The sequence below is a fragment of the Streptomyces sp. NBC_00576 genome, assembly GCF_036345175.1.
Classification (GTDB): Bacteria; Actinomycetota; Actinomycetes; order Streptomycetales; family Streptomycetaceae; genus Streptomyces.
Map to the genome: position 1 here is coordinate 8,274,373 of NZ_CP107780.1, position 25,107 is coordinate 8,299,479.

General features: G+C 71.3%; 17 protein-coding genes and 1 pseudogene. 6 read left to right on the plus strand and 12 right to left on the minus strand.

Annotated elements, in window-relative coordinates; all coding sequences use genetic code 11:
* Window positions 1-26 precede the first annotated feature (26 nt).
* The 7 genes and pseudogenes from OG734_RS35980 to OG734_RS36010 form a co-directional block, all read right to left on the minus strand.
* A pseudogene (locus OG734_RS35980) lies at window positions 27-405 on the minus strand (RNA-guided endonuclease TnpB family protein); the annotation flags it as partial.
* Between the two features lie 208 nt (window positions 406-613).
* Window positions 614-1,672, minus strand: coding sequence for a helix-turn-helix transcriptional regulator (locus OG734_RS35985; RefSeq protein WP_330291601.1), 1,059 nt, complete (start codon window positions 1,670-1,672; stop codon window positions 614-616).
* A 314-nt stretch (window positions 1,673-1,986) separates the two neighbouring features.
* Window positions 1,987-4,689, minus strand: a complete 2,703-nt coding sequence (gene aceE, locus OG734_RS35990; protein ID WP_330291602.1) for a pyruvate dehydrogenase (acetyl-transferring), homodimeric type — start codon at window positions 4,687-4,689, stop codon at window positions 1,987-1,989.
* A gap of 258 nt (window positions 4,690-4,947) precedes the next feature.
* Window positions 4,948-5,571: a GntR family transcriptional regulator gene (locus tag OG734_RS35995; RefSeq protein ID WP_330291603.1), complete on the minus strand. Its 624-nt coding sequence runs from the start codon at window positions 5,569-5,571 to the stop codon at window positions 4,948-4,950.
* A 328-nt stretch (window positions 5,572-5,899) separates the two neighbouring features.
* A complete protein-coding gene (gene sucB / locus OG734_RS36000; RefSeq protein WP_330291604.1) occupies window positions 5,900-7,714 on the minus strand; it encodes a 2-oxoglutarate dehydrogenase, E2 component, dihydrolipoamide succinyltransferase in 1,815 nt (604 codons plus the stop codon).
* A gap of 58 nt (window positions 7,715-7,772) precedes the next feature.
* Window positions 7,773-9,161, minus strand: a complete 1,389-nt coding sequence (lpdA, locus tag OG734_RS36005; protein WP_330291605.1) for a dihydrolipoyl dehydrogenase — start codon at window positions 9,159-9,161, stop codon at window positions 7,773-7,775.
* 383 nt (window positions 9,162-9,544) lie between these two features.
* Window positions 9,545-11,074 (minus strand): leucyl aminopeptidase, encoded by a 1,530-nt coding sequence (locus tag OG734_RS36010; protein WP_330291606.1) that lies wholly within the window; start codon window positions 11,072-11,074, stop codon window positions 9,545-9,547.
* A gap of 332 nt (window positions 11,075-11,406) precedes the next feature.
* Here OG734_RS36010 and OG734_RS36015 point away from each other — a divergent pair, with 332 nt between their 5' ends.
* The 4 genes from OG734_RS36015 (at window position 11,407) to OG734_RS36030 (ending at window position 17,265) form a co-directional block, all read left to right on the plus strand.
* Window positions 11,407-13,443: a hypothetical protein gene (locus OG734_RS36015; RefSeq protein ID WP_330291607.1), complete on the plus strand. Its 2,037-nt coding sequence runs from the start codon at window positions 11,407-11,409 to the stop codon at window positions 13,441-13,443.
* A 131-nt stretch (window positions 13,444-13,574) separates the two neighbouring features.
* Window positions 13,575-15,098: a GT4 family glycosyltransferase PelF gene (gene pelF / locus OG734_RS36020; protein ID WP_330291608.1), complete on the plus strand. Its 1,524-nt coding sequence runs from the start codon at window positions 13,575-13,577 to the stop codon at window positions 15,096-15,098.
* Complete coding sequence (locus OG734_RS36025; RefSeq protein WP_330291609.1) at window positions 15,095-16,585, plus strand: hypothetical protein; 1,491 nt, start codon at window positions 15,095-15,097, stop codon at window positions 16,583-16,585. Before pelF ends, OG734_RS36025 begins: the two co-directional genes overlap by 4 nt.
* 29 nt (window positions 16,586-16,614) lie before the next feature.
* On the plus strand, window positions 16,615-17,265 hold the full coding sequence (locus OG734_RS36030; protein WP_330291610.1) for a spherulation-specific family 4 protein: 651 nt from the start codon (window positions 16,615-16,617) through the stop codon (window positions 17,263-17,265).
* 7 nt (window positions 17,266-17,272) lie between these two features.
* Here OG734_RS36030 and OG734_RS36035 read toward each other — a convergent pair whose 3' ends face one another.
* A complete protein-coding gene (locus OG734_RS36035; protein WP_330291611.1) occupies window positions 17,273-18,094 on the minus strand; it encodes an adenosylcobinamide-GDP ribazoletransferase in 822 nt (273 codons plus the stop codon).
* Window positions 18,095-18,184: 90 nt separating this feature from the next.
* On the opposite strand from OG734_RS36035, the gene OG734_RS36040 reads away from it, so the two are divergent.
* Window positions 18,185-18,949 carry a hypothetical protein gene (locus OG734_RS36040; protein ID WP_330291612.1) on the plus strand — a complete coding sequence of 255 codons (765 nt, stop codon included), beginning with the start codon at window positions 18,185-18,187 and terminating at the stop codon, window positions 18,947-18,949.
* On the opposite strand, the gene OG734_RS36045 is transcribed toward OG734_RS36040, so the two are convergent.
* The 3 genes from OG734_RS36045 to cobT all read right to left on the minus strand — a co-directional run bounded on the left by OG734_RS36045 (window position 18,847) and on the right by cobT (window position 22,655).
* Window positions 18,847-19,626 carry a hypothetical protein gene (locus tag OG734_RS36045; RefSeq protein WP_330291613.1) on the minus strand — a complete coding sequence of 260 codons (780 nt, stop codon included), beginning with the start codon at window positions 19,624-19,626 and terminating at the stop codon, window positions 18,847-18,849. The genes OG734_RS36040 and OG734_RS36045 overlap by 103 nt on opposite strands.
* Window positions 19,627-19,669: 43 nt before the next feature.
* Window positions 19,670-21,439 carry a phosphatidylglycerol lysyltransferase domain-containing protein gene (locus OG734_RS36050; RefSeq protein WP_330291614.1) on the minus strand — a complete coding sequence of 590 codons (1,770 nt, stop codon included), beginning with the start codon at window positions 21,437-21,439 and terminating at the stop codon, window positions 19,670-19,672.
* A gap of 67 nt (window positions 21,440-21,506) precedes the next feature.
* Window positions 21,507-22,655: a nicotinate-nucleotide--dimethylbenzimidazole phosphoribosyltransferase gene (gene cobT / locus OG734_RS36055; RefSeq protein ID WP_330291615.1), complete on the minus strand. Its 1,149-nt coding sequence runs from the start codon at window positions 22,653-22,655 to the stop codon at window positions 21,507-21,509.
* A 171-nt stretch (window positions 22,656-22,826) separates the two neighbouring features.
* Between cobT and OG734_RS36060 the strand changes: the two genes are divergently transcribed.
* Complete coding sequence (locus OG734_RS36060; RefSeq protein WP_330291616.1) at window positions 22,827-23,798, plus strand: class I SAM-dependent methyltransferase; 972 nt, start codon at window positions 22,827-22,829, stop codon at window positions 23,796-23,798.
* A gap of 106 nt (window positions 23,799-23,904) precedes the next feature.
* Here OG734_RS36060 and OG734_RS36065 read toward each other — a convergent pair whose 3' ends face one another.
* Window positions 23,905-25,107: a bifunctional adenosylcobinamide kinase/adenosylcobinamide-phosphate guanylyltransferase gene (locus OG734_RS36065; protein ID WP_330291617.1), complete on the minus strand. Its 1,203-nt coding sequence runs from the start codon at window positions 25,105-25,107 to the stop codon at window positions 23,905-23,907.

Consider the following 25,107-nt stretch of genomic DNA (forward strand, 5'->3'; position numbering starts at 1 on the left):
TCCCTGAACGGGAGGGGATTCCTGGCTCAGGCCGCCTCCTGGAGCAGCGCTCCAGGAGGTCTTCTGCCATCGGTACCAGCCGGGTTGAGACCAGCCCGGACGAGCATGACGTGTGCGGAGTTCTTGTCCCGTGGGGAGTCGTGGTGTGCGCGGGGTGGACGAGGCGGATGTCCCGCCGGTGTTTGCGGCCCATGTAGATAGAGCGGCCTTGGTGGCGCCGATGGCGGCGTCAGCGGCCTTGCGGGCCATCGTGGTCCTGGCCAGGAACTTGGGGCGGAAATCCTCGACAGCGATGGCGTCGTGGTCACGGACGACCTTCTTGGCCCACTTGCGGCCGGTGTCCTCATGCTGCCTGTTCGATCCCGGCCGGCCCTTCTTCGGTCTGCGGCGGGCCATCCTCTGGTCGCACACACGTTCGCATCACCTCGGTGCTGCCAACAGCGGTACCGGCGCTCCGCGCCCTGAACCGGATGTGGCGGCGCTCCGCGTCACGACACCCGGATGCGATTCCTCCCCGGCGTGAACGCCAGGGCCTCCTCGCAAGAAACAGGTGAAAACAGGTGACGGGGGTGTACAGGCCCGCCGGCCTCGCGAGCTCGCGCCTCGCGGTGAACTACGCGGCTGGTGGAGGTGGGTGTGGCGGGGGCGGGGAGTACAGCGCCCCAAGCCGCTGCGCGTCCCGCGCGAACCGCGCCCGCAGTTCCGGCGGCGCCAGCACCTCCGCCTCCGGCCCGAGCACGGCCAGCTGCGTATGGGCGACCTCCAGCGACTCCACGGCGAGCGTCACGGTGACCCGGTCCTGCTCGTCGGGGTCGCCACCGGCCGACAGCGCGTCGCGGGCGGACACGGGATCGACGGCGTACGGCAGTCTGCGGACCCCCTCCGCCGATAGTCGTACGACGACCTCCGCGCGCAGGATCGACCGCGCGAACTGTTCCGCCCCCTCCTCCCAGAACGCGGGCAGGTCGAAGCCGGCGTCGCGCGTGAAGCGTTCGTCGGGGCCCTGGCCGGAGACGGGGCCACGGTGGCCGGACACCTCGACGGAGGTGAAGCGGTCGACGCGGTACACCCGGAAGGGACCGGTCCCAGGACCGGCGTGCTCCGGTACCCGGGCGCACAGATACCAGACGCCCGCCTTGAGGACGAGCCCGTACGGCTCCAACGTGCGCTCCACGCCGGTGTCGCCGGGGCCGCGCCGGTAGCGGGCCAGGATCGGCCGGTCGTCCCACACCGCCTCCGCGACGGCGGACAGCGACTCGGGAGTCGGGGGCTCGCTGAACCAGGCGGGAGCGTCCAGATGGAAGCGTTGGGCGGCTGTTCGGGGGGCGTCGCGGAAGGAGGGCAGCAGGGCGGCGGACACCTTGAGGCGGGCCGCCGAGGCGGTGTCCTCCAGCCCCATCTCGCGCAGGGCGCCCGGTACTCCGCTGAGGAACAGGGCCTCGGCCTCGCTGCGGGCCAGTCCGGTGAGGCGGGTCCGGTACCCGCCGATCAGCCGGTATCCGCCGGCCCGCCCCCGGTCGGCGTACACGGGCACGCCCGCCTCGGACAGGGCCTGCGCGTCCCGGGTGACGGTGCGCTCGGACACCTCCAGCTCGCCGGCCAACTCGGCGGCGGTCATGGAGGGGCGGGACTGGAGCAGCAGCACCATCTTGATGAGGCGGGCAGCACGCATGGGTTCATGATGCCTGGGGGTGCGGTGGGGTTTGTATCGCCCCCGCCGCCCCTGCCCGTCCCATCCCGTTCCTGGGGGCTGCGCCCCCAGACCCCCGCTACGGCCCTGAACGGGCCTTGTCCTCAAACTCCCCCAGAGGGGGGACCCCCAGACGGGCTGAATGGTGCGGGCCGGAGATGCGGTGGGGGCTGGTGGGTGGGAGAAACGGCCTCGGCCGGACAGGCCTGCCGTTCGGTCGCCGGGCGCCGTCGAGTAGTTCGACGGCGCCCGGCGAACGGACTGGCAACGGGCGGGTGGGTGGGCGAACGCGCCCCCTACAACCCGTACCGCTCCCGCGCCTCCTTCACCGCCGCAGCCTTCACTTCCCCGCGCCGCGCCAACTGAGCCAACGCCGCGACGACGATCGACTCCGCGTCGACCCCGAAGTGCCGCCGCGCAGCAGCACGCGTGTCCGACAGCCCGAATCCGTCCGCGCCCAGCGACGAGTAGTCCTGCTCGACCCACTGCGCGATCTGGTCGGGGACTTGGCGCATGTAGTCCGACACCGCCAGCACCGGCCCCTCGGCCCCCTGCAGCGCCTGACGGACGTACGGCATCCGCTCCTCGCCCCGCAGCAGCGCCGCGTCGGCGTCCAGCGCGTCCCGTCGCAGCTCGGTCCAGGACGTCGCCGACCACACGTCCGCCGCCACGCCCCACTCCTCGGCGAGCAGCCGCTGCGCCTCCAGGGCCCAGTGGATCGCCGTACCGGAGCCGAGCAGCTGGATGCGCGGTGCGTTGGCGACCGGTGAAAGACCCGCCGACTCCGCCGTGTTGAAGCGGTACAGGCCCTTCACGATGCCCTCGTCGAGGCCCGCACTCAACGGCTTCGCCGGCTGTGGGATCGGCTCGTTGTAGACCGTCAGGTAGTAGAAGACGTTCTGGTCCTCGCCCGGGGCCGCCTCGCCGTACATCCGGCGGAGGCCGTCCTTGACGATCACCGCCACCTCGTACGCGAACGCCGGGTCGTACGTCAGCGCGGCCGGGTTCGTCGCGGCGATCACCGGAGAGTGGCCGTCCGCGTGCTGGAGGCCCTCGCCCGTCAGCGTCGTACGGCCGGCCGTCGCGCCGATCAGGAAGCCGCGGCCGAGCTGGTCGCCGAGCTGCCACATCTGGTCGGCGGTGCGCTGCCAGCCGAACATCGAGTAGAAGATGTAGAAGGGGATCATCGGCTCGCCGTGCGTCGAGTACGACGTCGACGCGGCGATGAAGTCCGCCATGGAACCGGCCTCGGTGATCCCCTCGTTGAGGATCTGGCCGTCCTTGGCCTCCTTGTAGTACATCAGCTGGTCGCGGTCGACCGGCTCGTACGTCTGGCCCTTGGGGGAGTAGATCCCGAGGGACGGGAACAGCGACTCCATGCCGAAGGTGCGTGCCTCGTCGGGCACGATCGGTACCCAGCGCCGGCCCGTCTCCTTGTCGCGGACCAGATCCTTGACCAGCCGTACGAAGGCCATCGTCGTGGCGACGTTCTGTGAGCCGGAGCCCTTGTCGAACGACGTGAACGTCTTCTCCGCGGGGGCGGGGAGGGGGGCGAGTGCGTGCGTACGGCGGGCGGGGGCCGGGCCGCCGAGGGCCGCGCGGCGCTCCTGGAGGTAGCGGACCTCGGGGGAGTCGGCGCCCGGGTGGCCGTAGGGGACCACTCCGTCCACGAACTGCGCGTCGGAGATGGGGAGTTCGAGCAGGTCACGCATCTGCTTGAACTCGTCCACCGTCAGCTTCTTCATCTGGTGGTTGGCGTTCTTCGACGCGAAGCCCTCGCCCAGGGTGAAGCCCTTGACCGTCTGGGCCAGGATGACCGTCGGCGCGCCCTTGTGGGCGAGCGCCGCCTTGTAGGCCGCGTACACCTTGCGAGACTCGTGGCCACCGCGCGAGCGGTGGAAGCAGTCCAGGATCTTGTCGTCGCTCAGCAGCTTCGCCATCTCGGCGAGCGCGGGGTCCTTGCCGAAGAAGTCGGCGCGGATGTAGGCGGCGTCGCGTGTCTGGTACGTCTGCACCTGGGCGTCCGGTACCTCGCGGAGCCTCCGTACCAGTGCGCCTGTCGTGTCGAGCTGGAACAGCTCGTCCCACGCCGTGCCCCAGAGGGTCTTGACGACGTTCCAGCCCGCGCCGCGGAACTGTGCCTCCAGCTCCTGCACGATCTTGAAGTTCGCGCGGACCGGGCCGTCGAGGCGCTGCAGGTTGCAGTTGATGACGAAGGTGAGGTTGTCCAGGCCCTCGCGGGAGGCGAGCGCGAGGGCGGCCGTCGACTCCGGCTCGTCCATCTCGCCGTCACCGAGGAACGCCCAGACGTGCGACGCGGAGACGTCCTTGATGCTGCGGTTGGTGAGGTAACGGTTGAAGCGTGCCTGGTAGATCGCCGACAGCGGGCCGAGGCCCATCGACACCGTCGGGAACTCCCACAGCCAGGGCAGCCGGCGCGGGTGCGGATAGGACGGGAGGCCGTTGCCGCCCGCCTCCTGCCGGAACTTGTCGAGGTGGTCCTCGGTCAGCCGGCCGTCGAGGAAGGCGCGAGCGTAGATGCCGGGGGAGGCGTGGCCCTGGATGTACAGCTGGTCGCCGGAGCCGTCGCCCTCCTTGCCTCTGAAGAAGTGGTTGAAGCCGGTCTCGTACAGCCAGGCGGCCGAGGCGAAGGTGGCGATGTGGCCGCCCACGCCGTGTTTGCTGCCCCGGGTCACCATGGCCGCCGCGTTCCAGCGGTTCCAGGCGGCGATCCGGTGCTCCATCGCCTCGTCGCCGTCCACTACGGGCTCGGCGGCGGTCGGGATGCTGTTGACGTAGTCCGTCTCCAGGAGCTTGGGCAGCGCGATGCCGTTGCCCTCGGCGCGCTCCAGTGTGCGGCGCATCAGATATGCGGCACGGTGCGGCCCGGCCGCCTTGGTGACCGCGTCCAGGGAGGCCTGCCATTCGGCGGTCTCTTCGGGGTCGCGGTCAGGGAGCTGGTCGAGCTCGCTCGGCTGGATGGCCTGGGGGTCGGTCATGTCGCCGCCTTCCTCAGTCGAAGGGGGTTCCCTCGTCGGTAAGGGTTCGGGGGTGCCCTTGGTCTTTGGCAGGACAGGGCTGCGGACCCTTGTAGGGGTCCGTCGGCGACTCTAACTCGCTGATCGATGATCGATCAAAGGGTTGAGAGGCAAAACCTCTTGATCACGAGAAAGTAGGCACGCGGTGCCTTGTGGGCGGGCACGGGGTGCCGCAATTTTCGCCGTTTCCGCAGGTGAGCGGCTACAGGCTCGGTTGCGTCAGGCCCGCGGCGCGCACCCCAGGACATGGGCCTTCACCAGCTCGGCGATCCGTGGATCCCGGCGCCGGAACGCGGCGACCAGCTCCTCGTGCTCCTCCGCGTACGACTGCTGGACCGTTCCCAGCCAGCGGATCGACAGCGCCGTGAACACCTCGATGCCCAGCCCTTCCCAGGTGTGCAGCAGCACCGAGTTCCCGGCCGCGCGCACCATCTCGCGGTGGAACCCCACCGTGTGCCGGACCTGGCCGGTGCCGTCCGACGCGCGGTCGGCCTCGTACAGGGCGGCGACATGCGGTTCGAGGGCCGAGCAGTCGTCCGCCAGCTTCCCGGCCGCCAGCTCCGCCGCGATGGCCTCCAGACCGGCCCGGACGGGGTAGCTCTCCTCCAGGTCGGCGGCGGTCAGATTCCGTACGCGTACGCCCTTGTTGGGGGCCGACTCGATCAGCCGCAGCGACTCCAGCTCGCGCAGCGCCTCCCGTACGGGGGTCTGGCTGACCTCCAGCTCGGTCGCGATCCGCCGCTCGACGATCCGCTCGCCCGGCTTCCAGCGCCCGCTGACGATCCCCTCCACGATGTGCTCGCGGATCTGCTCGCGCAGCGAGTGGACGACGGGGGCGCTCATGACGGCTCCTTGAGGGAGGGGCTTCGGCCCCAGGGGCGTTGACCTATAGACAATACGGCCGAGTCCCTGCCCAGAGGCCTTCCGGACGAGAGTGCGGCGGAACGTGAGACGAGCGTTACAGACCGGACAGGGCACACGCCACAGCACACCCAACCGCTGTTTCGCCCCGGAATCCCTGCCCCGTAGGGGCCGGAAAGTCGTGCGAGCTCGCCCCTCCCGGGGACTGCCTGGACGCCACGCACGACGGAGGGCCCGCACAGTACGACGGTGCCCCGCCCGGAGGAATCCGGACGGGGCACCGTCGTACACGTACAACCCAGGCTGCTGGTTACAGGCCGAGCTCGACCTCGAACTCGCCCGCCTCCAGGATCGCCTTGACGGCCGTCAGGTAACGGGCCGCGTCGGCGCCGTCGACCAGACGGTGGTCGTAGGACAGGGTCAGGTACGTCATGTCGCGTACGCCGATGACCGTGCCCTCCTCCGTCTCGATGACCGCCGGGCGCTTGACCGTCGCGCCGATGCCCAGGATCGCGACCTGGTTCGGCGGCACGATGATCGTGTCGAAGAGCGCACCGCGTGAGCCGGTGTTGGAGATGGTGAAGGTCGCGCCGGACAGCTCGTCCGGGGTGATCTTGTTGGCCCGGACCTTGCCCGCGAGCTCGGCCGTGGCCTTGGCGATACCGGCGATGTTGAGGTCGCCCGCGTGCTTGATGACCGGGGTCATCAGGCCCTTCTCGGAGTCCACCGCGATACCGACGCTCTCGGTGTCGAAGTAGGTGATCGTGCCCTCGTCCACGTTGATCCGGGCGTTGACGGCCGGGTGGGCCTTCAGCGCCTGGGCCGCCGCCTTCACGAAGAACGGCATGGGGGAGAGCTTGACGCCCTCACGGGCAGCGAAGGAGTCCTTCGCCTGCGCGCGGAGCCTCATCAGGCGGGTGATGTCGACCTCGACGACCGAGGACAGCTGAGCCTGCTCGTGCAGGGCCTTCACCATGTTGTCGCCGATGACCTTGCGGATGCGAGGCATCTTGATGGTCTGGCCGCGGAGGGGAGAGGCCTCCAGGGTCGGAGCCTTCTTGGCGGCCGGGGCGGCGGCCGGAGCCGGAGCGGCGGCGGCGGCCTTCGCGGCCTCGGCGGCGGCGAGGACATCCTGCTTGCGGATGCGGCCGCCGACGCCGGTGCCCTTGACGGAGCCCAGGTCGACGCCGTTCTCGGCGGCGAGCTTGCGCACCAGCGGGGTCACGTACGCACCCTCGTCGGTGGCCTGCGCGGCGGCGGGAGCCGGAGCCGGGGTGACCGGGGCGGGCGCGACCGGCGCGGGCGCCGGGGGAGCGACCGGAGCCGCGGCCTGGACCGGAGCCGGCGCGGGGGCCGGAGCGGCCGGAGCCGCGGGGGCCGGGGGCGCGACGGGAGCCGCGGCCTGGACCGGAGCCGGAGCCGGAGCGGGCGCCGGGGCAGCGGCGGCGGGCGCCGGAGCCGGGGCGGCCGGAGCCGGAGCAGCCGCCGGAGCGGCACCCGGGGCGCCGATCACGGCCAGCTTGGCGCCGACCTCGGCGGTCTCGTCCTCGCCGACCACGATCTCCAGGAGCACACCGGAGGTGGGCGCCGGGATCTCGGTGTCGACCTTGTCCGTGGAGACCTCGAGCAGCGGCTCGTCTTCCTCGACGCTGTCGCCGACCGACTTCAGCCAGCGGGTGACGGTGCCCTCGGTGACGCTCTCGCCGAGCGCAGGAAGGGTGACGTCGGTGCCGGTGGCAGCGCCGGCAGCGGGAGCGGCGGCCGGAGCCGCGGCGGGGGCCGGAGCCGGAGCGGCAGGCGCCTCGGCCACGGGGGCCGGGGCAGCCGGGGCTGCCGGCGCCGCCACGGGCTCGGCCGCGGGGGCAGGGGCGGCAGCGGGCGCGCCGCTGCCGTCGTCGATGAGGGCCAGCTCGGCGCCGACCTCAACGGTCTCGTCCTCGGCGACCTTGATGGACGCCAGAACGCCGGAGACGGGCGAGGGGATCTCGGTGTCGACCTTGTCGGTCGACACCTCCAGCAGCGGCTCGTCGGCCTCGACGCGCTCGCCCTCGGCCTTCAGCCAGCGGGTGACAGTGCCCTCGGTGACGCTCTCACCGAGCGCCGGAAGGGTTACGGAAACCGCCATGGTTTCGGTTGCTCCTTACGAATTGCGGAAGTCTGTGTCGTCGTCCGTCGACCGAGGGTCAGTCGTGGGAGTGCAGCGGCTTGCCGGCCAGGGCCAGGTGGGCCTCGCCGAGCGCCTCGCTCTGCGTCGGGTGGGCGTGGATGAGCTGCGCGACCTCGGCGGGCAGCGCCTCCCAGTTGTAGATCAGCTGGGCTTCGCCGACCTGCTCGCCCATGCGGTCGCCGACCATGTGGACGCCGACCACGGCACCGTCCTTGACCTGGACGAGCTTGATCTCGCCGGCGGTCTTGAGGATCTTGCTCTTGCCGTTGCCCGCGAGGTTGTACTTCAGAGCGACGACCTTGTCCGCACCGTAGATCTCCTTGGCCTTGGCCTCGGTGATGCCCACGGAGGCGACCTCGGGGTGGCAGTACGTCACCCGGGGCACGCCGTCGTAGTCGATCGGAACTGCCTTCAGGCCGGCCAGACGCTCCGCCACCAGGATGCCCTCGGCGAAGCCGACGTGCGCGAGCTGGAGTGTCGGGACCAGGTCACCGACGGCGGAGACAGTCGGCACGTTCGTCCGCATGTACTCGTCGACCAGGACGTAGCCGCGGTCCATGGCGACGCCCTGCTCCTCGTAGCCGAGGCCGGCCGAGACCGGGCCGCGACCGACGGCGACGAGCAGCACCTCGGCCTCGAACTCCTTGCCGTCGGCAAGAGTGACCTTGACACCGTTCGCGGTGTACTCGGCCTTCGAGAAGAAGGTGCCCAGGTTGAACTTGATGCCGCGCTTGCGGAACGCGCGCTCAAGAAGCTTGGAAGAGTTCTCGTCCTCAAGGGGGGCCAGGTGCTTCAGGCCCTCGATGATCGTGACGTCCGTACCGAAGGACTTCCACGCGGACGCGAACTCGACGCCGATGACACCGCCGCCGAGGACGATGGCCGACTCCGGCACCCGGTCCAGGACGAGGGCGTGGTCCGAGGAGATGATCCGGTTGCCGTCGATCTCCAGACCCGGCAGCGACTTCGGCACGGAGCCGGTCGCCAGCAGGACGTGGCGGCCCTGGATCCGCTGCCCGTTCACATCGACGGAGGTGGCGGAGGAGAGCCGGCCCTCACCCTCGATGTAGTGGACCTTGCGAGAGGCGACGAGGCCCTGGAGTCCCTTGTACAGGCCCGAGATGACCTCGTCCTTGTACTTGTGGACCGCGGGGACGTCGATGCCCTCGAAGGTGGCCTTCACACCGAACTGCTCGCTCTCGCGGGCCTGGTCGGCGATCTCGCCCGCGTGGAGCAGGGCCTTGGTGGGGATGCATCCCCGGTGCAGGCAGGTGCCGCCGACCTTGTCCTTCTCGATCAGTGCGACGTCCAGGCCCAGCTGGGCCCCGCGCAGCGCCGCGGCGTAACCGCCACTGCCACCGCCGAGGATCACTAGGTCGAAAACGGTGCTGGCGTCGTTCGCCACGTCACGTCCTCCATGCATTGCGCCGTACGCCGGGCTACTTTGTCCCCTTGCCGGGGGATGACCGGTCGGTCGGCTGGTGTCCGGCCGCTCTTTCTTCGGCCCTGTGGTGGGGGCCCCATCCTGCCGAGGCCATCTTCGCACTTGTCAGCCACAGAAGAGACGCCGGGCCTGTGTGACGGACACCCCACCCTTGTCAGCGAGGGGCGCGGTGACCTACCTAGGGGCGCGGGGCTGTTTCGATCTGCGGCTCCGCCGCGTGGGCGCGACAAGCCACACACGACCCGCACCCGCCAATGCACACCAGGTATCGAGCTATGAGGCGCAACGGGACCCCGGACTACCCGCCCACGGGGTCCCGCCGCTCAAAGCCCCTTAAAGTACCCTCAGCCCAAGTCGCCGACGGCAGTCAGCTCCGCCAGCCGCACCAGCGTCCGCACGGCCGTCCCGGTCCCGCCCTTGGGCGTGTACCCGAAGGGACCCCCCTCGTTGAACGCGGGCCCCGCGATGTCCAGGTGCGCCCAGGTGATCCCCTCACCCACGAACTCCCGCAGGAACAGCCCCGCGACCAGCCCGCCCCCGTACCGCTCACCCATGTTCGCGATGTCGGCCGTAGGAGACTCCATCCCCTTCTTCAGGTGGTCCGGCAGCGGCATCGGCCACGCCGGCTCCCCGACCTCCTCCGCCGCCTCGTGCACCGCGGAGCGGAACGCGTCGTCGTTCGCCATGATCCCGTACGTCCGGTTGCCCAGCGCCAGCATCATCGCGCCGGTCAGCGTCGCCACGTCGACGATCGCGTCCGGCTTCTCCGCCGAGGCGGCCCACAGGGCGTCGGCGAGGACGAGGCGGCCCTCGGCGTCGGTGTTGAGGACCTCGACCGTCTTGCCGCTGTACATGCGCAGCACGTCACCGGGGCGGGTGGCGGAACCGGACGGCATGTTCTCGGCGAGCGCCAGCCAGCCGGTGACGTTGACCTGCAGGCCGAGTCGCGCGGCTGCGACGACCGCGGCGAAGACCGCCGCCGCACCGCTCATGTCGCACTTCATCGTCTCGTTGTGCCCGGCGGGCTTGAGCGAGATGCCGCCCGAGTCGTAGGTGATGCCCTTGCCGACGTAGGCGAGGTGCTTGCTCGCCGCCTCGTGCGTGTACGTCAGCTTCACCAGCCGGGGCCCGGCGGCGGAGCCGGCGCCGACGCCGAGGATGCCGCCGTAGCCGCCCTCCTCGAGCGCCTGCACGTCGAGCACCTGGACCTGGATGCCGTGCTCCTCGGCCGCGGCCTGCGCGACGGCGGCGAAGGCCTCCGGGTCGAGGTCGTTCGGCGGGGTGTTGATCAGGTCGCGGGCGCGGTTGAGCTCCTCGGACACGGCGGTGGCGCGGGCGACGGCCGCCTTGTACGCGGCGTCGCGCGGCTTGCCGCCGAGCAGGGTGACCTCGGCGAGCGGCCCCTTGCCGTTCTTCGCGTCCTTGCCGTTCCTGCCGGTCTCCTTGTACGCGTCGAAGGCGTACGCCCCGAGCAGCGCGCCCTCGCCGATCGCGCCGGCGTCGGCGGCGTCCTCGATCGGCAGGGCGAAGGCGGCCTTCTTGGCGCCGGCGAGGGTGCGGGCGGCCACACCGGCGGCCCGGCGCAGCGACTCGGCGCCGAAGGTCTCGTCCTTCTCGGGCAGCGCGCCCAGGCCCACGGCCACGACGATGGGTGCCTTGAAGCCGGCCGGGGCGGGCAGCTTGGTCACCTCGCCCTCGGCACCGGAGGCACCGAGGGTCCCCAGGACGTCGGCGAGCTTGCCGTCGTACGCCTTGTCCACGGCCTCGGCGCCCGGTGCGACGACCGGGCCCTTGGCGCCCTTGGCGACACCGACGACGATCGCGTCGGCCCGGAGGCCGGGCGCCGCAGCGGTGCTGAGAGTGAGAGCAGTCACGGTGGTGAATTCTCGCTTCCGTCTGAAAAGTTTCTGTGGCCGAGTGGGATGGGTCGACCAGGCCCGACAAGCGACCCTAAATCCGGCCTCAGGGGCTGTCAGCACCAGGGTTGGCACCCTCGGCACGAGCCTACGCTCGGTGGCTGGTTTCGCTCATTCCTGCGGGTGTTCACCTGGCGGTGGCGTCATGGTCATTTCCCACCCTTCACTTCCGGTGACCTGAGTCACACTCGTGCAGTTGTAGTGAGTGGGTTGGTCACCGCTTATGCATGATTTCCACGGATCCCACTCGGAATTGACCGCCGAGGGGGACTGGTTGGGGGAGGGCGAACATGGCGCAGATAGCGCGCAGATCAAGATTTTCCCGGGACGCGGCCGTTGTCGCGACGGCCGCCGGGCTACTGGCCCTGGGGCTGGGAGTGCCCGGCGCGGCGGCCGCCGCGGAGCCGCGCATCGACCTGAAAGTGCTGGTCGTGGACAACGGCGACAGCCCGGTCGAGGCGATCACGGCGGAACTGGCGGACACGGGCATCCCGTACACGACCGTCGACCTGAACGACGCGAACCGCCCGACGGTCGACGCCGCATTCCTGAGCGACACGGTGAACGGCGTACCCCGGGCCAGGTTCCAGGGCGTGGTGCTGCCCAACGAGGCACCGTTCGGGTCCGGTTCGGCCGAGCAGACGGCCCTGGAGGCCTACGAGACTACGTACGGCATTCCGCAGGTCGACGCCTACACATGGGCGCACCCGGGGGTCGGCCTCGACTACAGCTCCTACTCCGGCACGCTGGACGGGCAGGCCGCCGCCGTTACCGACGCGGGCCGGACCGGGTACTTCGGCTATCTGGACGGCCCGCTTGCGTTCGAGGACAACTCGGCGTCCGTACAGGAGAGTTACGGCTTCGTCGCCACGCCCCGTACGGGCTTCACCAGCTACGTCGACACGGCGGTGCCCGGTGGGACCGGTCGCGGCAGCCTGGTCGGCGAGTACGCGCACGACGGGCGCCGCGAACTCGTTGTGACCTTCGCGTACAACGAGTATCAGCAGCAGTTCCGGGTGCTGGCCCGGGGCATCGTGGAATGGCTGACCCAGGGAGTGCACCTGGGGCAGAGCCGGAACTACTTCTCCGTGCATGTCGACGACGTCTTCGCGCCCGACAGCCGCTGGGACACCGAACGCAACTGCACGCCCGGCGACTTCGACTGTGTGGGCGGCGACGGCGAGGGCACGACCCCCATCCGGATGACGGCGGCCGACGCGGTCCACGCGGCCCAGTGGCAGCAGAGCAGCGGCTTCACGCTCGACATGGTCTACAACGCCGGTTCGGGAGAGGAGTGGAAGAGCGAGAACGGCGGCACGGACGCCCTCGCCGACCAACTCCTCGCGGACAAGGCCAAGTACCGCTGGATGAACCACACGTACACCCACCAGTACCTCGGCTGTGTGCAGGACACCTCCACCGTGCCCTGGAGCTGCGCCAGGAACGCGGACGGCTCGACGCGGTACATGAGCCGCGCCGACATCTCGGCGGAGATCGCCAACAACTACAACTGGGGCGTGACGCACGGTCTTTCGACCGAGCGCGGTGAGCTGGTGACCGGTGAGCACTCGGGTCTGAAGACGCTGCCGCAGCAGCCCGACGACAACCCGAACCTCGCGGGCGCCCTCGCCGACAACGGCATCCAGTGGACCGCCTCCGACAACTCCCGTGAGCCGCAGCAGCGTTCGGCGGGCAGCGGCACACTGACCGTGCCGCGCTACCCGATGAACGTGTACTACAACACGGGTACGAAGGCCGAGATGGCCGACGAGTACAACTGGATCTACGCTTCGGCGGCCGACGGCGGCAGCGGCATCTGCGAGAACAACCCGACGTCCACCTGTCTGGCCGAGCCGCTGGACACCGCCACCGGCTATCTGTCGTACATCGTGCCGCAGGAGGCCCGCACCGCACTCGGGCACGCCATTTCGGGCGATCCGCGTCCGCACTACGCGCACCAGTCCAACCTGGCCGAGGACCGCACGCTGTACCCGGTCCTGGACACGGTCCTCGCCGACTACCGGGCGCTGTTCGCCGACAACACCCCGCTGGAGAACCCCCGGCAGAGTGCCATCGGCACCGAACTCCAGCGCCGCGCCGCCTGGCAGACCGCCGTCGCGAACGGCACCGTCACGGCGTACCGCATCGGCAAGACCATCACGGTCACCGCACCGCCCGGCACCCGCATCCCGGTCACCGCACCGACCGGAACCACCAGGCAACTCCTGCTGGGCACGGCGGCGTTCGGCACGCCCTACGCCGGCCGCCTCTCGGCGTGGACCGCACCGGACCTTCTCCAGTCCGCGCTGACGCTCAACCTGCCGTAGAGGCAGCTGCCCCGAAGGGGCAGCGCCGAAGGGGCGCGGGGAACTGCGCGACCAGCCACAACGAACCCGCAGCCGGGACCGGTCCGCAGTTTCCCCCCACATCATCCGCATCCCAGAAGGGGAGCAGCGTAGTGCTGCGCACCGGACGTCACGTCACGATGCTCACCGAAGGCACCTACCCGCACGTCCACGGCGGGGTAAGCACCTGGTGCGACCAACTCGTCAAGGGCATGCCGGAGGTCGACTTCCACATAGTCTCGCTCACCGGCAGCGGCTGCGAACCTGTCACCTGGGAGCTGCCGCCGAACGTCTACCGGCACACCTCCGTGCCGACCTGGGGACCGCGACCCGGCCGCGCACGAGCGCCGCTGGGCCGGTCCCGTCGCCGTTTCGTCGACTCCTACGAGCGCTTCCTGCTGTCCTTCCTGGACCCGACGGCGCCCTGTGACTTCGGCGAGGCCCTCTACGAACTCGCCGAACTCGCCCGCGACGGACGTCTGTCGGCGGCCCTGCGCACCGAGTCGGCGCTGCGCTCGCTGATGTGGATATGGACGATGCCGCATCTGGCGACCGCCGAGGCACGCCCGACAGTTCACGATGCTCTGACGGCAACGGACCTGCTGGAGCACGCACTTCGGCCACTGGGAACCCGCATTCCCGAGGACTCCGTCGCCCACGCGGTCAGCAGCGGCCTCGCCACCCTGCCCGCCCTCGCCGCGCACAAGCTGGACGGGGTGCCGTTCCTCCTCACCGAGCACGGCATCTATCTGCGCGAGCGCTACCTCGGCTACCGCAGCGGTGAACAGCGCTGGCCCGTCAAGGCGTTCATGCTCGGCTTCTACCGCGAGCTGAACTCCCTCGGCTACCGCGAGGCGGACCTCATCACCCCCTGCAACCAGTACAACCGCCGCTGGGAGGAGCGCGGCGGCGCCGACAGCGACAAGATCCGCACGGTCTACAACGGCGTCGACCCGCACGCCTTCCCGCACGCCGGTCCCGAGCCCGAGGTCCCCACCCTCACCTGGTGCGGACGCGTCGACCCCATCAAGGACCTGGAGACACTCCTCCACGCCTACGCCATGGTCCGCGCCGAACTCCCGGAAACCAGGCTGCGGTTGTTCGGCCCGGTACCGGCGGGCGGCGAGGCCTACCAGACCCGGCTGGAGAAGCTCGCCGCCGAACTCGGTGTCACCGACGGACTGACCTTCGAGGGCCGCATCACCGAGGTCTGGCGCGCCTACGCGGCCGGTCACGTCGTCATGCTGTCGTCCATCTCCGAAGGCTTCCCCTTCTCCATCATCGAGGCGATGTCCTGCGGCCGTACGACGGTCTCGACGGACGTCGGCGGAGTCAGCGAGGCCGTCGGCGACACCGGTCTAGTGGTCCCGCCGCGCGAGCCGGAGAAGATGGCGGCAGCCGCGCTGACCCTCCTCCGGGACGACGAACGGCGCCTGAAACTCGGCGAGTTGGCTCGCCAGCGCGTGATCGACCGCTTCACGCTCCGCCGTTCCGTGGACGCCTTCCGGACGATCTACCAGGAGCTCGCGGGCCGGCCCGAGGTGTACGAGCCCACCCTGGAGACTGTGGTCGACTGGACCCTCGAACTGCGCGACCCCTGGTACCAGGCCGTCGCAACGGAAGGGGCAGGCTGGTGAGCGGAAGCATCTGGATGCCGCCCGGAGCGGGGCCCGGCACACTCCCCGCCATTCCCCGGCAGCGCACCGCCCCCAGCTGGGCGGAGCCCGACCCCCTCGACCAACTCGCGGGCAGACTGGACGATTTCATAGCCGCCGCCGTCCACCCGGACGAGATAGCGGCCCTCCTGGAGTCCGACGGCCTGTCGGACGACCAGATACGTGAGCGGTACGGCCTCAAGAACTCCTTCGCACTCGCCGAGGAACTGTACGACCGGGTCGAGCGCCGCTATCCCGAACCGGAGGGCCCGGCTCACGACCCCTGGCGGACAGGCCTGTTGGGCTGTCTCCTGAGAGGCATCGTCTTCGCCCTCCCCGGCCTCGGCTACGTCCTCGGGGCCCCGCTCCTCGCCGGCCCGAAGGACGACCTGGGCCTCCCGGCCGGCACGATCCCGCTCCTGGTCGGCGCTCTGTGCGGCTGGACCTGGAACCAGGGGCTCGCTCACCGGGCGTACTCCTGGCTCGGGTTGGGTGACCGCTCGTCCGCCCGTCGCTCCCTCCTGATCGGCGCCCCCGCCGGGGCACTCCTCGGCTCCCTGGTCGCCCTCTGCGCCATCGGCACCGCCGGCACCGGCGCGGTCGCCTTCGCCGCAGGCCAGTCCTGCTACCTGGCCGCCGCCACCGCACTACTCGTCCTGGGCCGCGAACGAGCCCTGCTGTTCGCCCTGTTGCCGATGGCAGCGGGAGCGGTCCTGGCCATGATCCGCCCGGTGCCCGACGAGGCGAGAGTCGTCCTGCTGCTGGGTTCCCTAACTGCGGTGGTCGTCCTGGGGTTCCGCGAAATGGCGCCCACTGGAAGCGCCCCAAAGGGGCGCGGGGCTGTACTTGATTTGCGGCTACCGCCGCGTGGGCGCGACCAGCCACGACGCAGCCGCAGACGACCGACAACAACGACCCCCAGACTCACAGGCTCCCTCCCATACGCCCTGTTCGGCCTCGGCAGCGGCATCCTCGTCCTCTACGCGGCCCTGGGCGACGCCCCCGCCGCCGTCGCACTCACCCTCAGCATGGGCCCCGCCGAATGGCTACTGCACCGCTTCCGCAGCGGCGGCCTCGCCGGCCTCCGCTCCAGCAGCACGTCGAAGGACTTCTGGCGCACGACGGCCCGCACCCTTGTCGGGTGCCTCGCCGCTTACCTCGCCACCCTGCTCGCCCTCAGCCTCGCCACCGCCGCCCTGTGGCCGCACGCCCCGGGCGTGGCAGGCGTCCGGCTGGCCGGCCTGCTCCTCCTGGGCGTGGTCCTGTGGACGGGCCTGCTGCTCCAGTCCTTCGGCGCCGTCCTCAGCGCGGCCGTGATCTGCTGCGTCGCCGCCCTCGCCCAGACCCTGGCCCTGGCGACCCACGCGGGCAGCCCGCACTGGGTGGGCCTGACCGTGTACGGGGCGGCGGCCGGCGTCCAGGCCGCCCTGGTCAGCGGCCTGCTGGGCAGAGCAACCGCCCACCGCTGACCCCCAGTTGAACGGATGAAGACCCCCACATGAGCACCAGCAGTCTCCTGGTCCCGTACTACGAGCACCCGTCCGTCCGCCCCGCCGAATGGGAGGCGATCCTCGCCGCCGCGCCCCGCCTGTACGGGGTGGTTCTGAACCCGGCCAGCGGCCCCGGCGACCGCCCCGACCCGGCGTTCGTCGAGATCGCCGCCCGACTGCGCGCGCAGGACGTACGGGTGCTCGGGTACGCCGACACCGACTACGCCCGGCGACCGGTCGCCGCCGTCATCCGCGACCTGGTCCGCCACCACGACTGGTACGGCGCGGACGGCGCCTTCCTCGACCAGGTCACCTCAGGACCGGACCGGTTCGACCACTACCGCCGGCTGGCGTCGGCGGCCTGGGGCGCCGGCATCCGCACCCTCGCCCTGAACCACGGCGTCCCGCCGCACCCCTCGTACGCCAGGATCGCCGACGTCCTGGTGACCTTCGAGGGCACCTGGGACACGTACCGCACCGAGCGCCCCCACCCCTGGCGCACCCCGGGAACCCGCCTGTGCCACCTCGTCTACGGGGTCCCGCCGGACGCCGACCCCGAAACGGAGGCCAGAACCCGGGGCGCCGCCCTGCACTGCGCGGTCCCCGGCACCGGAGACCATCCGTGGGGCACCCTGCCCCACGCCGTGCCCGTGGGCTGACTGCCCCTCAGCCGAGCGACAGCACGACCAGTGCCGCCGTCGCCGCCGTCTCCGCGAGGGCGCCGAAGACATCGCCGGTGACCCCGCCGAAGCGGCGCGTGCAGTGCCGCAGGAGGAGCTCCGCGGCGACGCAGGACAGGACGACCGCGAGGGCGGTGCGGACGATGTCGTCCGCGCCGAGGAACGCGCCGAAACCGGCCGCCAGGGCCGTGACCAGGGCCGCCGTCAGCAGCGCCGAGCGCACGGGCACCGTTCCCGCGACCGCTGCCCCCAGCCCCTCGGGCCGGGCGGGCGGTACGCCGGTGCGGGCGGCCAGAGTGAGGGCCAGCCGGGCGGCGGTCGCCGAGACGACGGCGGCGAGCGCGCCCCTGGCCCATGAGTCGCCGTACGCCTGTGCGAGCGCGGCCACCTGGGCCAGCAGGACGAACAGAAGGGTGATCACCCCGAACGGGCCGATGTCCGACTGCTTCATGATCCGCAGCGCGTCCTCGGCGGGCTTGCCGCTGCCCAGCCCGTCGGCGGTGTCGGCGAGACCGTCGAGATGCAGCCCCCGGGTGAGGACGGCGGGCACGGCGGCCGAGGCGACGGCTGCGAGCAGCGCACCCGCGCCCAGGAACAGCAGCAGCAGACCGACCCCGGCGGCACACCCACCGACGACCAGACCGGCCACCGGCGCGCACAGCATGCCGCCACGCGCCGCGTCCCGGTCCCAGCGGGTCACCCTCACCGGCAGGACGGTCAGCGTGCCGAAGGCGAACCGCACCCCGTCGAGGGGGGTGTGGGGGGCCTGGGGGTCGGAGGGCGTGGGTGTAGGCGGGGGCGTGGACACCGGCGCAGAGTACCCGGCGGGGTGCGGGCTGCCCATGGCGAGGACCGAACAAGCAGCCCTCAACGTCCGATAACTGGATAAAGTGCCCACATGGGTCATTGGCTGGAGCGGAACATCATCGAGCCGGGCAAGCTGCCGCTGCTCCTGGCGCTCGCCGCGTTCGTACTGACGTTTCTCATCACCCGGGTCGTCACCCGGATGATCCGTGCGGGCAAGGGGCCGTTCGGCAACGTCAAGGCGGGCGGTATGCACATCCATCACGTCGTCCCCGGGGTCGTGCTGACCGTCGTGGGCGGCTTCGGGGCCGTGGCCAGCGGACAGCACGGGTTCGGCGCGGGCCTGTGCGCGGTGCTGTTCGGGATGGGCGCCGGCCTGGTGCTGGACGAGTTCGCGCTGATCCTGCATCTGGACGACGTCTACTGGACCGAGGCCGGCCGGCAGAGCGTCGAGGTGGTGGTGCTGACGGCGGCGCTGGTCGGCCTGGTCCTGCTGGGCTTCCTGCCGTTCGGGGTGAACGACCTCAGCGACGAGGACGTCCAAAACCGGGGCGGACTCATGCTCAGCGTCGGCGTCAACTTCTGCTTCTCCCTCCTCGCCCTGAGCAAGGGCAAGGCCCGTACGGCGATCTTCGGCGTGATCATCCCCTTCGTCGCGATCCTCGGCGCAGTCCGTCTGGCCCGACCCGGCTCATCCTGGGCGAAGCGCTTCTACGGCCGCCGTCCGCGCACCCGTTCCCGCTCCATCCTGCGCGCCTACCGCCACGACCGCCGCTGGGCCGGCCCCCGGCGCCGTATCCAGGATCTGATCGGCGGCAAGCCCGACCCCGAGCCGACCCGCACCCCCGTGAGCCGGTGACGCATCGCCATGAGCCGTTGACGCATCGCGGAGACCCCGCACAGGACGAATACGGCCACGATGGCGGCCAGATGCTCCTTGCCCGCGAGGTTGTCCTTGAGGACCACCTCCACCACCATCGCGACGATCACCGTACCGGCGGTCACGTACGCCCGGTAGCGCCACCCCAGGAACACGGCGAGGCCCACCACGGCTGCCGACGGGCCGGTGTCCACGACGTGCGCGTCCGTGCCGGGCAGTCCGAGGAAGCCCGCCGGGCCCACGGCGATGCCCACGCGCGCGTAGAGCGTGCCGGCGAGGGTGGCGACGTACGCGATGGTGAGGGTGCGCCACCAGCCGAGGCAGATCTCGGCGAGGCCGAAGACGATCAGGAGCTGCGCCAGGGCGCCCCACACCGGCAGGTCGGGGGCGGGCACGAAGAGGGAGAGCGGGGTGCGCAGGAGGGCAAGCCAGAGGGGGTCCTCGGCGCGGACGGCACCGATGTCCTGGATGAACCCGTAGCCCCAGGACTGGTGCTGCGTGAACTGGACGAGAGCGGTCAGACACACGACACCGAGCGTCATGGACAGCGCCCGCCAACGCCGCCGGAGCAGGGGCTCCCGTACGGCGACGTACAGCGGCCCCCATTCGGCGCGGGCCCGGCGGGCGACCGTACTTGTCGGACCGGCCGTAGCCATCAGATCGACCGTGCCCATCAGACGGTGCCCGATATCTGCGTGCTCATCTCTTCGACTCCAGGTGCTTGCGGTGCAGCCACTTCGGCAGTCCCGGCGCCTCCAGGAAGCCCTCCGCCCGCGCCGCGGCGATGCCGATGCGCGGCAGGTCCGCGCTCTTCTCGAAGAGCAGGAACCGGGGTTCCCAGATGGGCCGGTACTTCGCGTTGGCGCGGTACAGCGACTCGATCTGCCACCAGCGGGAGAAGAAACTGAGCAGCGAGCGCCACAGCCTCAGTACCGGCCCTGCGCCGATGCGCCCGCCACGTTCGAAGACGGAACGGAACATCGCGAAGTTGAGTGAGACCTGAGTGATCCCGATCTCGTGGGCACGCTGGAGAAGTTCGATCACCATGAACTCCATCAGCCCGTTGTCGGAGTCGCGGTCGCGCCGCATGAGATCGAGCGACAGCCCGTGCGGCCCCCACGGCACGAAGGAGAGCACAGCCCTCAACTCCCCTTTCCCGTCAGCACATTCCAGCATCACGCACTGCCCGTCGCCCGGGTCGCCGAGCCGCCCGAGCGCCATGCTGAACCCGCGCTCGGTGGCGCCGTCCCGCCAGTCGTCGGCACGCTGGAGGAGGTACGTCATCTCGGCGGCCGGGATGTCCGCGTGGCGTCGGACGCGCACGGTGTACCCGGCCCGCTTGACCCGGTTGTAGGCCTGCCGGACGGTCCGCATGGCCCGCCCCTCCAACGTGAAGTCGGCGGTCTCGACCAGGGCCTCGTCGCCGAGTTCCAGGGCGTCGAGGCCGTGCCGCGCGTACACCGTCCCGGCCTCCTCGCCCGCCCCCATCACGGCCGGGATCCAGCCGTGGGCGCGGGCCTCGGCGAGCCACGGTTCGATGGCGCCGGGCCACGCCTCCGGGTCGCCGATCGGATCACCGGCGGCCAGGGAGACCCCGCCCACGACGCGGTAGGCGACGGCGGCCTTGCCGGTGGGGGACCAGACGACGCTCTTCTCACGGCGCAGGGCGAAGTAGCCGAGGGAGTCACGGTCGCCGTTGCGGTCGAGGAGCGCGCGCAGCCGGGCCTCGTCGTCCTCGGTGAGCGGGTCGACGGCACGACGGGAGCGGAAGGCGGCGTAGAGGACGGCGAGGATCAGCACCGTACTCATGACGTTGATGGTGACGTCGACCCAGTTGGGCGTGGAGATCCCCGCGAAGCCCGAGTCGTCGGCGGCGACGGAGATCAGCCGCATCGTGCCGTAGCTCCAGCGCTCCAGGAGCGTCGAACGGTGGCTGTCCTGCGCCTGGTTGGCGACGGTGACGAGGAGCGCGGCGAGGAGCGAGCAGACGAGCAGACCGCCGACCGCGACGGCGGCGGCGAGCCGCGGGTTGGACCGGTCGCCCTTGGCGTAGAACTCGCGCCGCCCCACGACGAGAGCGGCGACGAAGGCGGCGGTGAGGACCAGCGAGATCCAGTTCTGCGCGTGCTCCCGGATCTCCGCGAAGAACATGGCGAACCCGAACAGCAGCAGGAACAGCGTGCTGATCACGATGTTCAGGATCCAGGCTGCCCGTTTACGGCGCCGCATGGTGATCGCGAGGAACATCGTGAACACACCGGAGGCGAAGCCGGCGGTCAGCAGATACGGCGTGAAGAAGTTCTCCTCGTTGTGCCGCCGCACGTCGTTCCCGAAGGAGACCCACACCGCGCTGAGGAGATTGACGAAGGTGACGACCCGCAGATACCAGACGGCGAAAGCGGCCGCGCGCCGCGAGGCGGTGGTACTGGCACGTCGCTGAGCGTTCGGCGTGAGCCGGGCATCTCCCATGGAGAGCGATCATATGGGGCATGTTGTGCGGCATGCCCCAAATGCCTCTCGGGATGTATCCCTCCGGTCAGGGGGCCTCTGTCTCTCCGGCCGCCTCTGCTGAGGGGGTCTCCTCCTCGACCACAGGAGTCGTCTCGTCCGCCTCCACCGTCTCCACCGCTTCCTCCGCCTTGGACACCTCCGGCAGCTCCGCCGCCAGTGCCGCCGCGGCCTGGACCAGCGGCAGGGCCAGCAACGCCCCGGCCCCCTCGCCAACGGTCACCCCGTGGTCGAGCAGCGGCTCCAGCGCCATCCGGTCGAGCGCCTTCGCCTGGGCGGGCTCCCCGCTGCTGTGCCCGGCCAGCCACCAGTCCGGCGCCCGGAAGGCGACCCGCTGCCCGACCAACGCACAGGCGGCCGACACCACACCGTCCAGGATCACCGGCATCTTGCGCACCGCGCTCTGCAGCAGGAACCCGGTCATCGCGGCGAGGTCGGCGCCACCCACCGTCGCCAGCAGCTGCAACTGGTCCCCGAGCACCGGCCGGGCGCGCCGCAGCGCGTCACGGATCGCGGCGCACTTGCGCATCCACGCCAGGTCGTCGATCGGCAGCCCGCCCCGCCCGGTGACCACGGACGCGTCCGTCCCGCACAGCGCGGCCACCAGCACCGACGCGGCCGTGGTCCCGCCCACGCTCACATCGCCGAGCACCACCAGATCCGTACCGGAGTCGGCCTCCTCGTCGGCGACGGCGACCCCCGCCAGGAAGGCGGCCTCCGCCTCCTCCGTGGTCAGCGCGTCCTCGACGTCGATCCGTCCGCTGCCGCGCCGCACCCGGTGCCCCGCGACCTCGCCGGGCAGCGCGTCCGGCTCGCAGTCCAGCGCCACGTCGACGACACGGACGGGCACACCGAGCCGCCGGGCGAGCACGGCGACGGGGCTGGAGCCGTCCAGGACGGCCCGCACGGACTGCGCGGCGCTGCCGGCGGGGCGCGCCGACACACCCAGCGCGGCGATCCCGTGATCCCCCGCGAACAGCACGACACGCGGCCGCTCGACCGGCCGTACCGGCACGGAGGACTGTGCCGCCGCCAGCCACTCACCCAGGTCGTCGAGGCGCCCGAGCGACCCGGGCGGCACGATCTGGCGCTCCCGGCGCGCCTCCGCGTCGCGGCGGACGCCGCCGTCGGGGCGCTCGATCAGATCGGTGAAGTCGTCGAGATTAAGCGAGCTCATTCGCCGAACAGTACCGGCAGCGATCGAACACGGTGCCGTCACGTTGGAGCCATGTCATTGCGCCCACGATCGCGATCCCCTACGTAACGTTTTGATGCGTAATGTCGTACGGCGCTTCAGCGCACCGCACCGGTGCACCGCTTCGGTACACCGCTTCAGCAGGAGCCGCCCATGCCTCCCGCCCCCAAGGCGACCGCCCCACAGGAGACCGGGACCGACGGGTTCCACGAACCGCGGCGCGAGGACTGCCCCTGGTGCGGTTCCAAACGGCTGCGCACCCGCCTGCGTACGCCGGACCTGCGGAAACGCGGCCCTGGCACGTTCGTCGTCGACGAGTGCCGCGACTGCGCCCACGCCTTCCAGAACCCGCGCCTCGCCGCGGAGGGCCTCGCCTTCTACCACCAGGATCTGCCCCAGGCCCCCTACCCGGTCCCGCCCCGCCGCCACCGCGCGGCGGCCCGGGCGATGCTCCCGTTCCCGGAGCCGGAGAGCTGGCTGGACGTGGGGACAGGGGAAGGGGCCTTCCCGGCAGCGGCGAAGCGCTACTTCCCCTACACGGCCTTCGACGGCCTGGACACCACTCGCCGGGTCCAGAAGGCCCGCGCCTCCGGCCATATCGAGGAGGCCCACCGAGGCCGCCTCACCGACCGGGAGATCGTCAACCGTGTGCACGCCCGCTACGACGTCGTCAGCATGTTCCACCACCTGGAACACACCCCGGACCCCCGCGAGGAACTCCGCGCCGCCCTGACGGCCCTGCGCCCCGGCGGCCACCTCCTGATCGAAGTCCCGGACCCGCACTGCGCGTTCGGCACCCTGCTGGGCAAGTGGTGGCCCTGGTACGCCCAGCCCCGCCACCTCCACCTCATGCCGCTGGCCAACCTGGTGGCGGAACTGGAGTCCCAGCACTGCACGATCGTCGCGACGGACCGCCGCACACCCCACATCCCGTACGACCTGACAGGTGCCCTCTCCCTGGCCCTGACCCGGACCCTCCCGGCCCGCCGAACCCCCCTGCTCCGGGCGGCGATCCCTTTCCTGGCAACGGCCACAGTCCTGGACCACGCCCTGGCCCCCCTACTCCGCAGAACCCGCTTCGCGAACACGTACCGGATCATCGCGAGGAGGGGCGCTCCCGCATAGCTGCGGGCAGTCGTGCCGCCGGGGCGGCGCCCGTCCCACCGAGGGCGGCGCCCCGTAAGCGCCGGGCTGCGCGACCCACCCGCGGCACACCCCCCCCGCTGTCCCTTCACCCCCGCAGCACCACAGCCTGCCCGGCCACCACCAACAGCACATGCTCACACTCGGCCCCGAACACCGAGTTCAGCCGCCCCAGCTCGTCCCGATACCGCCGCCCCGAAGCAGTGGCCGGCACGATCCCGGACCCCACCTCGTTCGACACGGCGACCACAGTGCGCCGCGTCGCCCGAACGGCCGCCGTCAACTCCCGCACCCGGCGCCGCAACTCCTTCTCGCCGCCCCCCGCCCACTCCGCGTCGTCCCAGGCCCCCACCTGATCCATGGCATCCGTCAGCCACAGCGACAGACAGTCGATGAGCAGCGGCGCCCCGTCCTCCTCCTTCAGCAGCGGTACGAGGTCACAGGTCTCGGCGGTACGCCACGACCCCGGCCGCCGTTCCCGATGCGCGTGCACCCGCGCCGCCCACTCCCCGTCCCCGTTCCGCGTCCCACCCGTGGCCACGTACAGGACGTCCGGGAACGCCTCCAACCGCCGCTCCGCCTCCACCGACTTCCCGGACCGCGCCCCGCCCAGCACCAGCGTCCGCCGAGGCACATCCGGTACGTCCTCATACACGCCCACCGTCAACGTCGTACCGTCCGCCACCGCCCGCGCGCCCGCCGCCGACAGCCGGCGCCGCAGCTCGGCACCCGGTGGCACGTCATGGTCCAGATGGACGGCGACGACGTCCGTGGCCGGCCCGAGCGCGCCCACCGCCCGCAGCCGGGCCAGGGCGTCCGGGCGCCCGACGACGTCCGCGAGGACCATGTCGTACGAGGGACCGTTCTCGCCGAGCCCGGCCGGCGCCGCGCCGGGCGGCAGATACAGCAGCCGCTGCCCGTCCGGACCGGTCACCGCGTACCCCGTACCCGGCGCGTCCATCGGGACCGCGCGCACCCGGTGCCCGGTCAGCAGCGCCAACTCCCGTCCGTCCGGCACCCGTCCGGGCTGCGGGAGCCCCGCCGGCACCTCGACGGCGGGCCCGTCGTGCGGATGCGACAGCAGTACCTGCCGTACGCCGCCCAGCGAGTGCCCGGCGCGGGCCGCCGCGAGTACGGCGCCGGGGGTGAGGTCGAGCAGCAGCGTGCCGTCCACGAGCAGCGCGGTGGCCGCCCGCGCGTGCACACCGAGCGCGCCGGTACAGGCCGCGCACGCACAGTCGGGGCGGGGCAGACCCGCGGGGGCACCGGTGCCGAGCAGAGTGAGTTCCAC

What these genes read in the sequence shown, in the direction of transcription:
- OG734_RS35985 (WP_330291601.1), bottom strand. Translation starts at nt 1,672, where the DNA reads ATGCGTGCTGCCCGCCTCATCAAGATGGTGCTGCTGCTCCAGTCCCGC.
- aceE (WP_330291602.1), bottom strand. Translation starts at nt 4,689, where the DNA reads ATGACCGACCCCCAGGCCATCCAGCCGAGCGAGCTCGACCAGCTCCCT.
- OG734_RS35995 (WP_330291603.1), bottom strand. Translation starts at nt 5,571, where the DNA reads ATGAGCGCCCCCGTCGTCCACTCGCTGCGCGAGCAGATCCGCGAGCAC.
- sucB (WP_330291604.1), bottom strand. Translation starts at nt 7,714, where the DNA reads ATGGCGGTTTCCGTAACCCTTCCGGCGCTCGGTGAGAGCGTCACCGAG.
- OG734_RS36015 (WP_330291607.1), top strand. Translation starts at nt 11,407, where the DNA reads ATGGCGCAGATAGCGCGCAGATCAAGATTTTCCCGGGACGCGGCCGTT.
- OG734_RS36030 (WP_330291610.1), top strand. Translation starts at nt 16,615, where the DNA reads ATGAGCACCAGCAGTCTCCTGGTCCCGTACTACGAGCACCCGTCCGTC.
- OG734_RS36040 (WP_330291612.1), top strand. Translation starts at nt 18,185, where the DNA reads ATGGGTCATTGGCTGGAGCGGAACATCATCGAGCCGGGCAAGCTGCCG.
- OG734_RS36045 (WP_330291613.1), bottom strand. Translation starts at nt 19,626, where the DNA reads ATGGCTACGGCCGGTCCGACAAGTACGGTCGCCCGCCGGGCCCGCGCC.
- OG734_RS36050 (WP_330291614.1), bottom strand. Translation starts at nt 21,439, where the DNA reads ATGGGAGATGCCCGGCTCACGCCGAACGCTCAGCGACGTGCCAGTACC.
- cobT (WP_330291615.1), bottom strand. Translation starts at nt 22,655, where the DNA reads ATGAGCTCGCTTAATCTCGACGACTTCACCGATCTGATCGAGCGCCCC.
- OG734_RS36060 (WP_330291616.1), top strand. Translation starts at nt 22,827, where the DNA reads ATGCCTCCCGCCCCCAAGGCGACCGCCCCACAGGAGACCGGGACCGAC.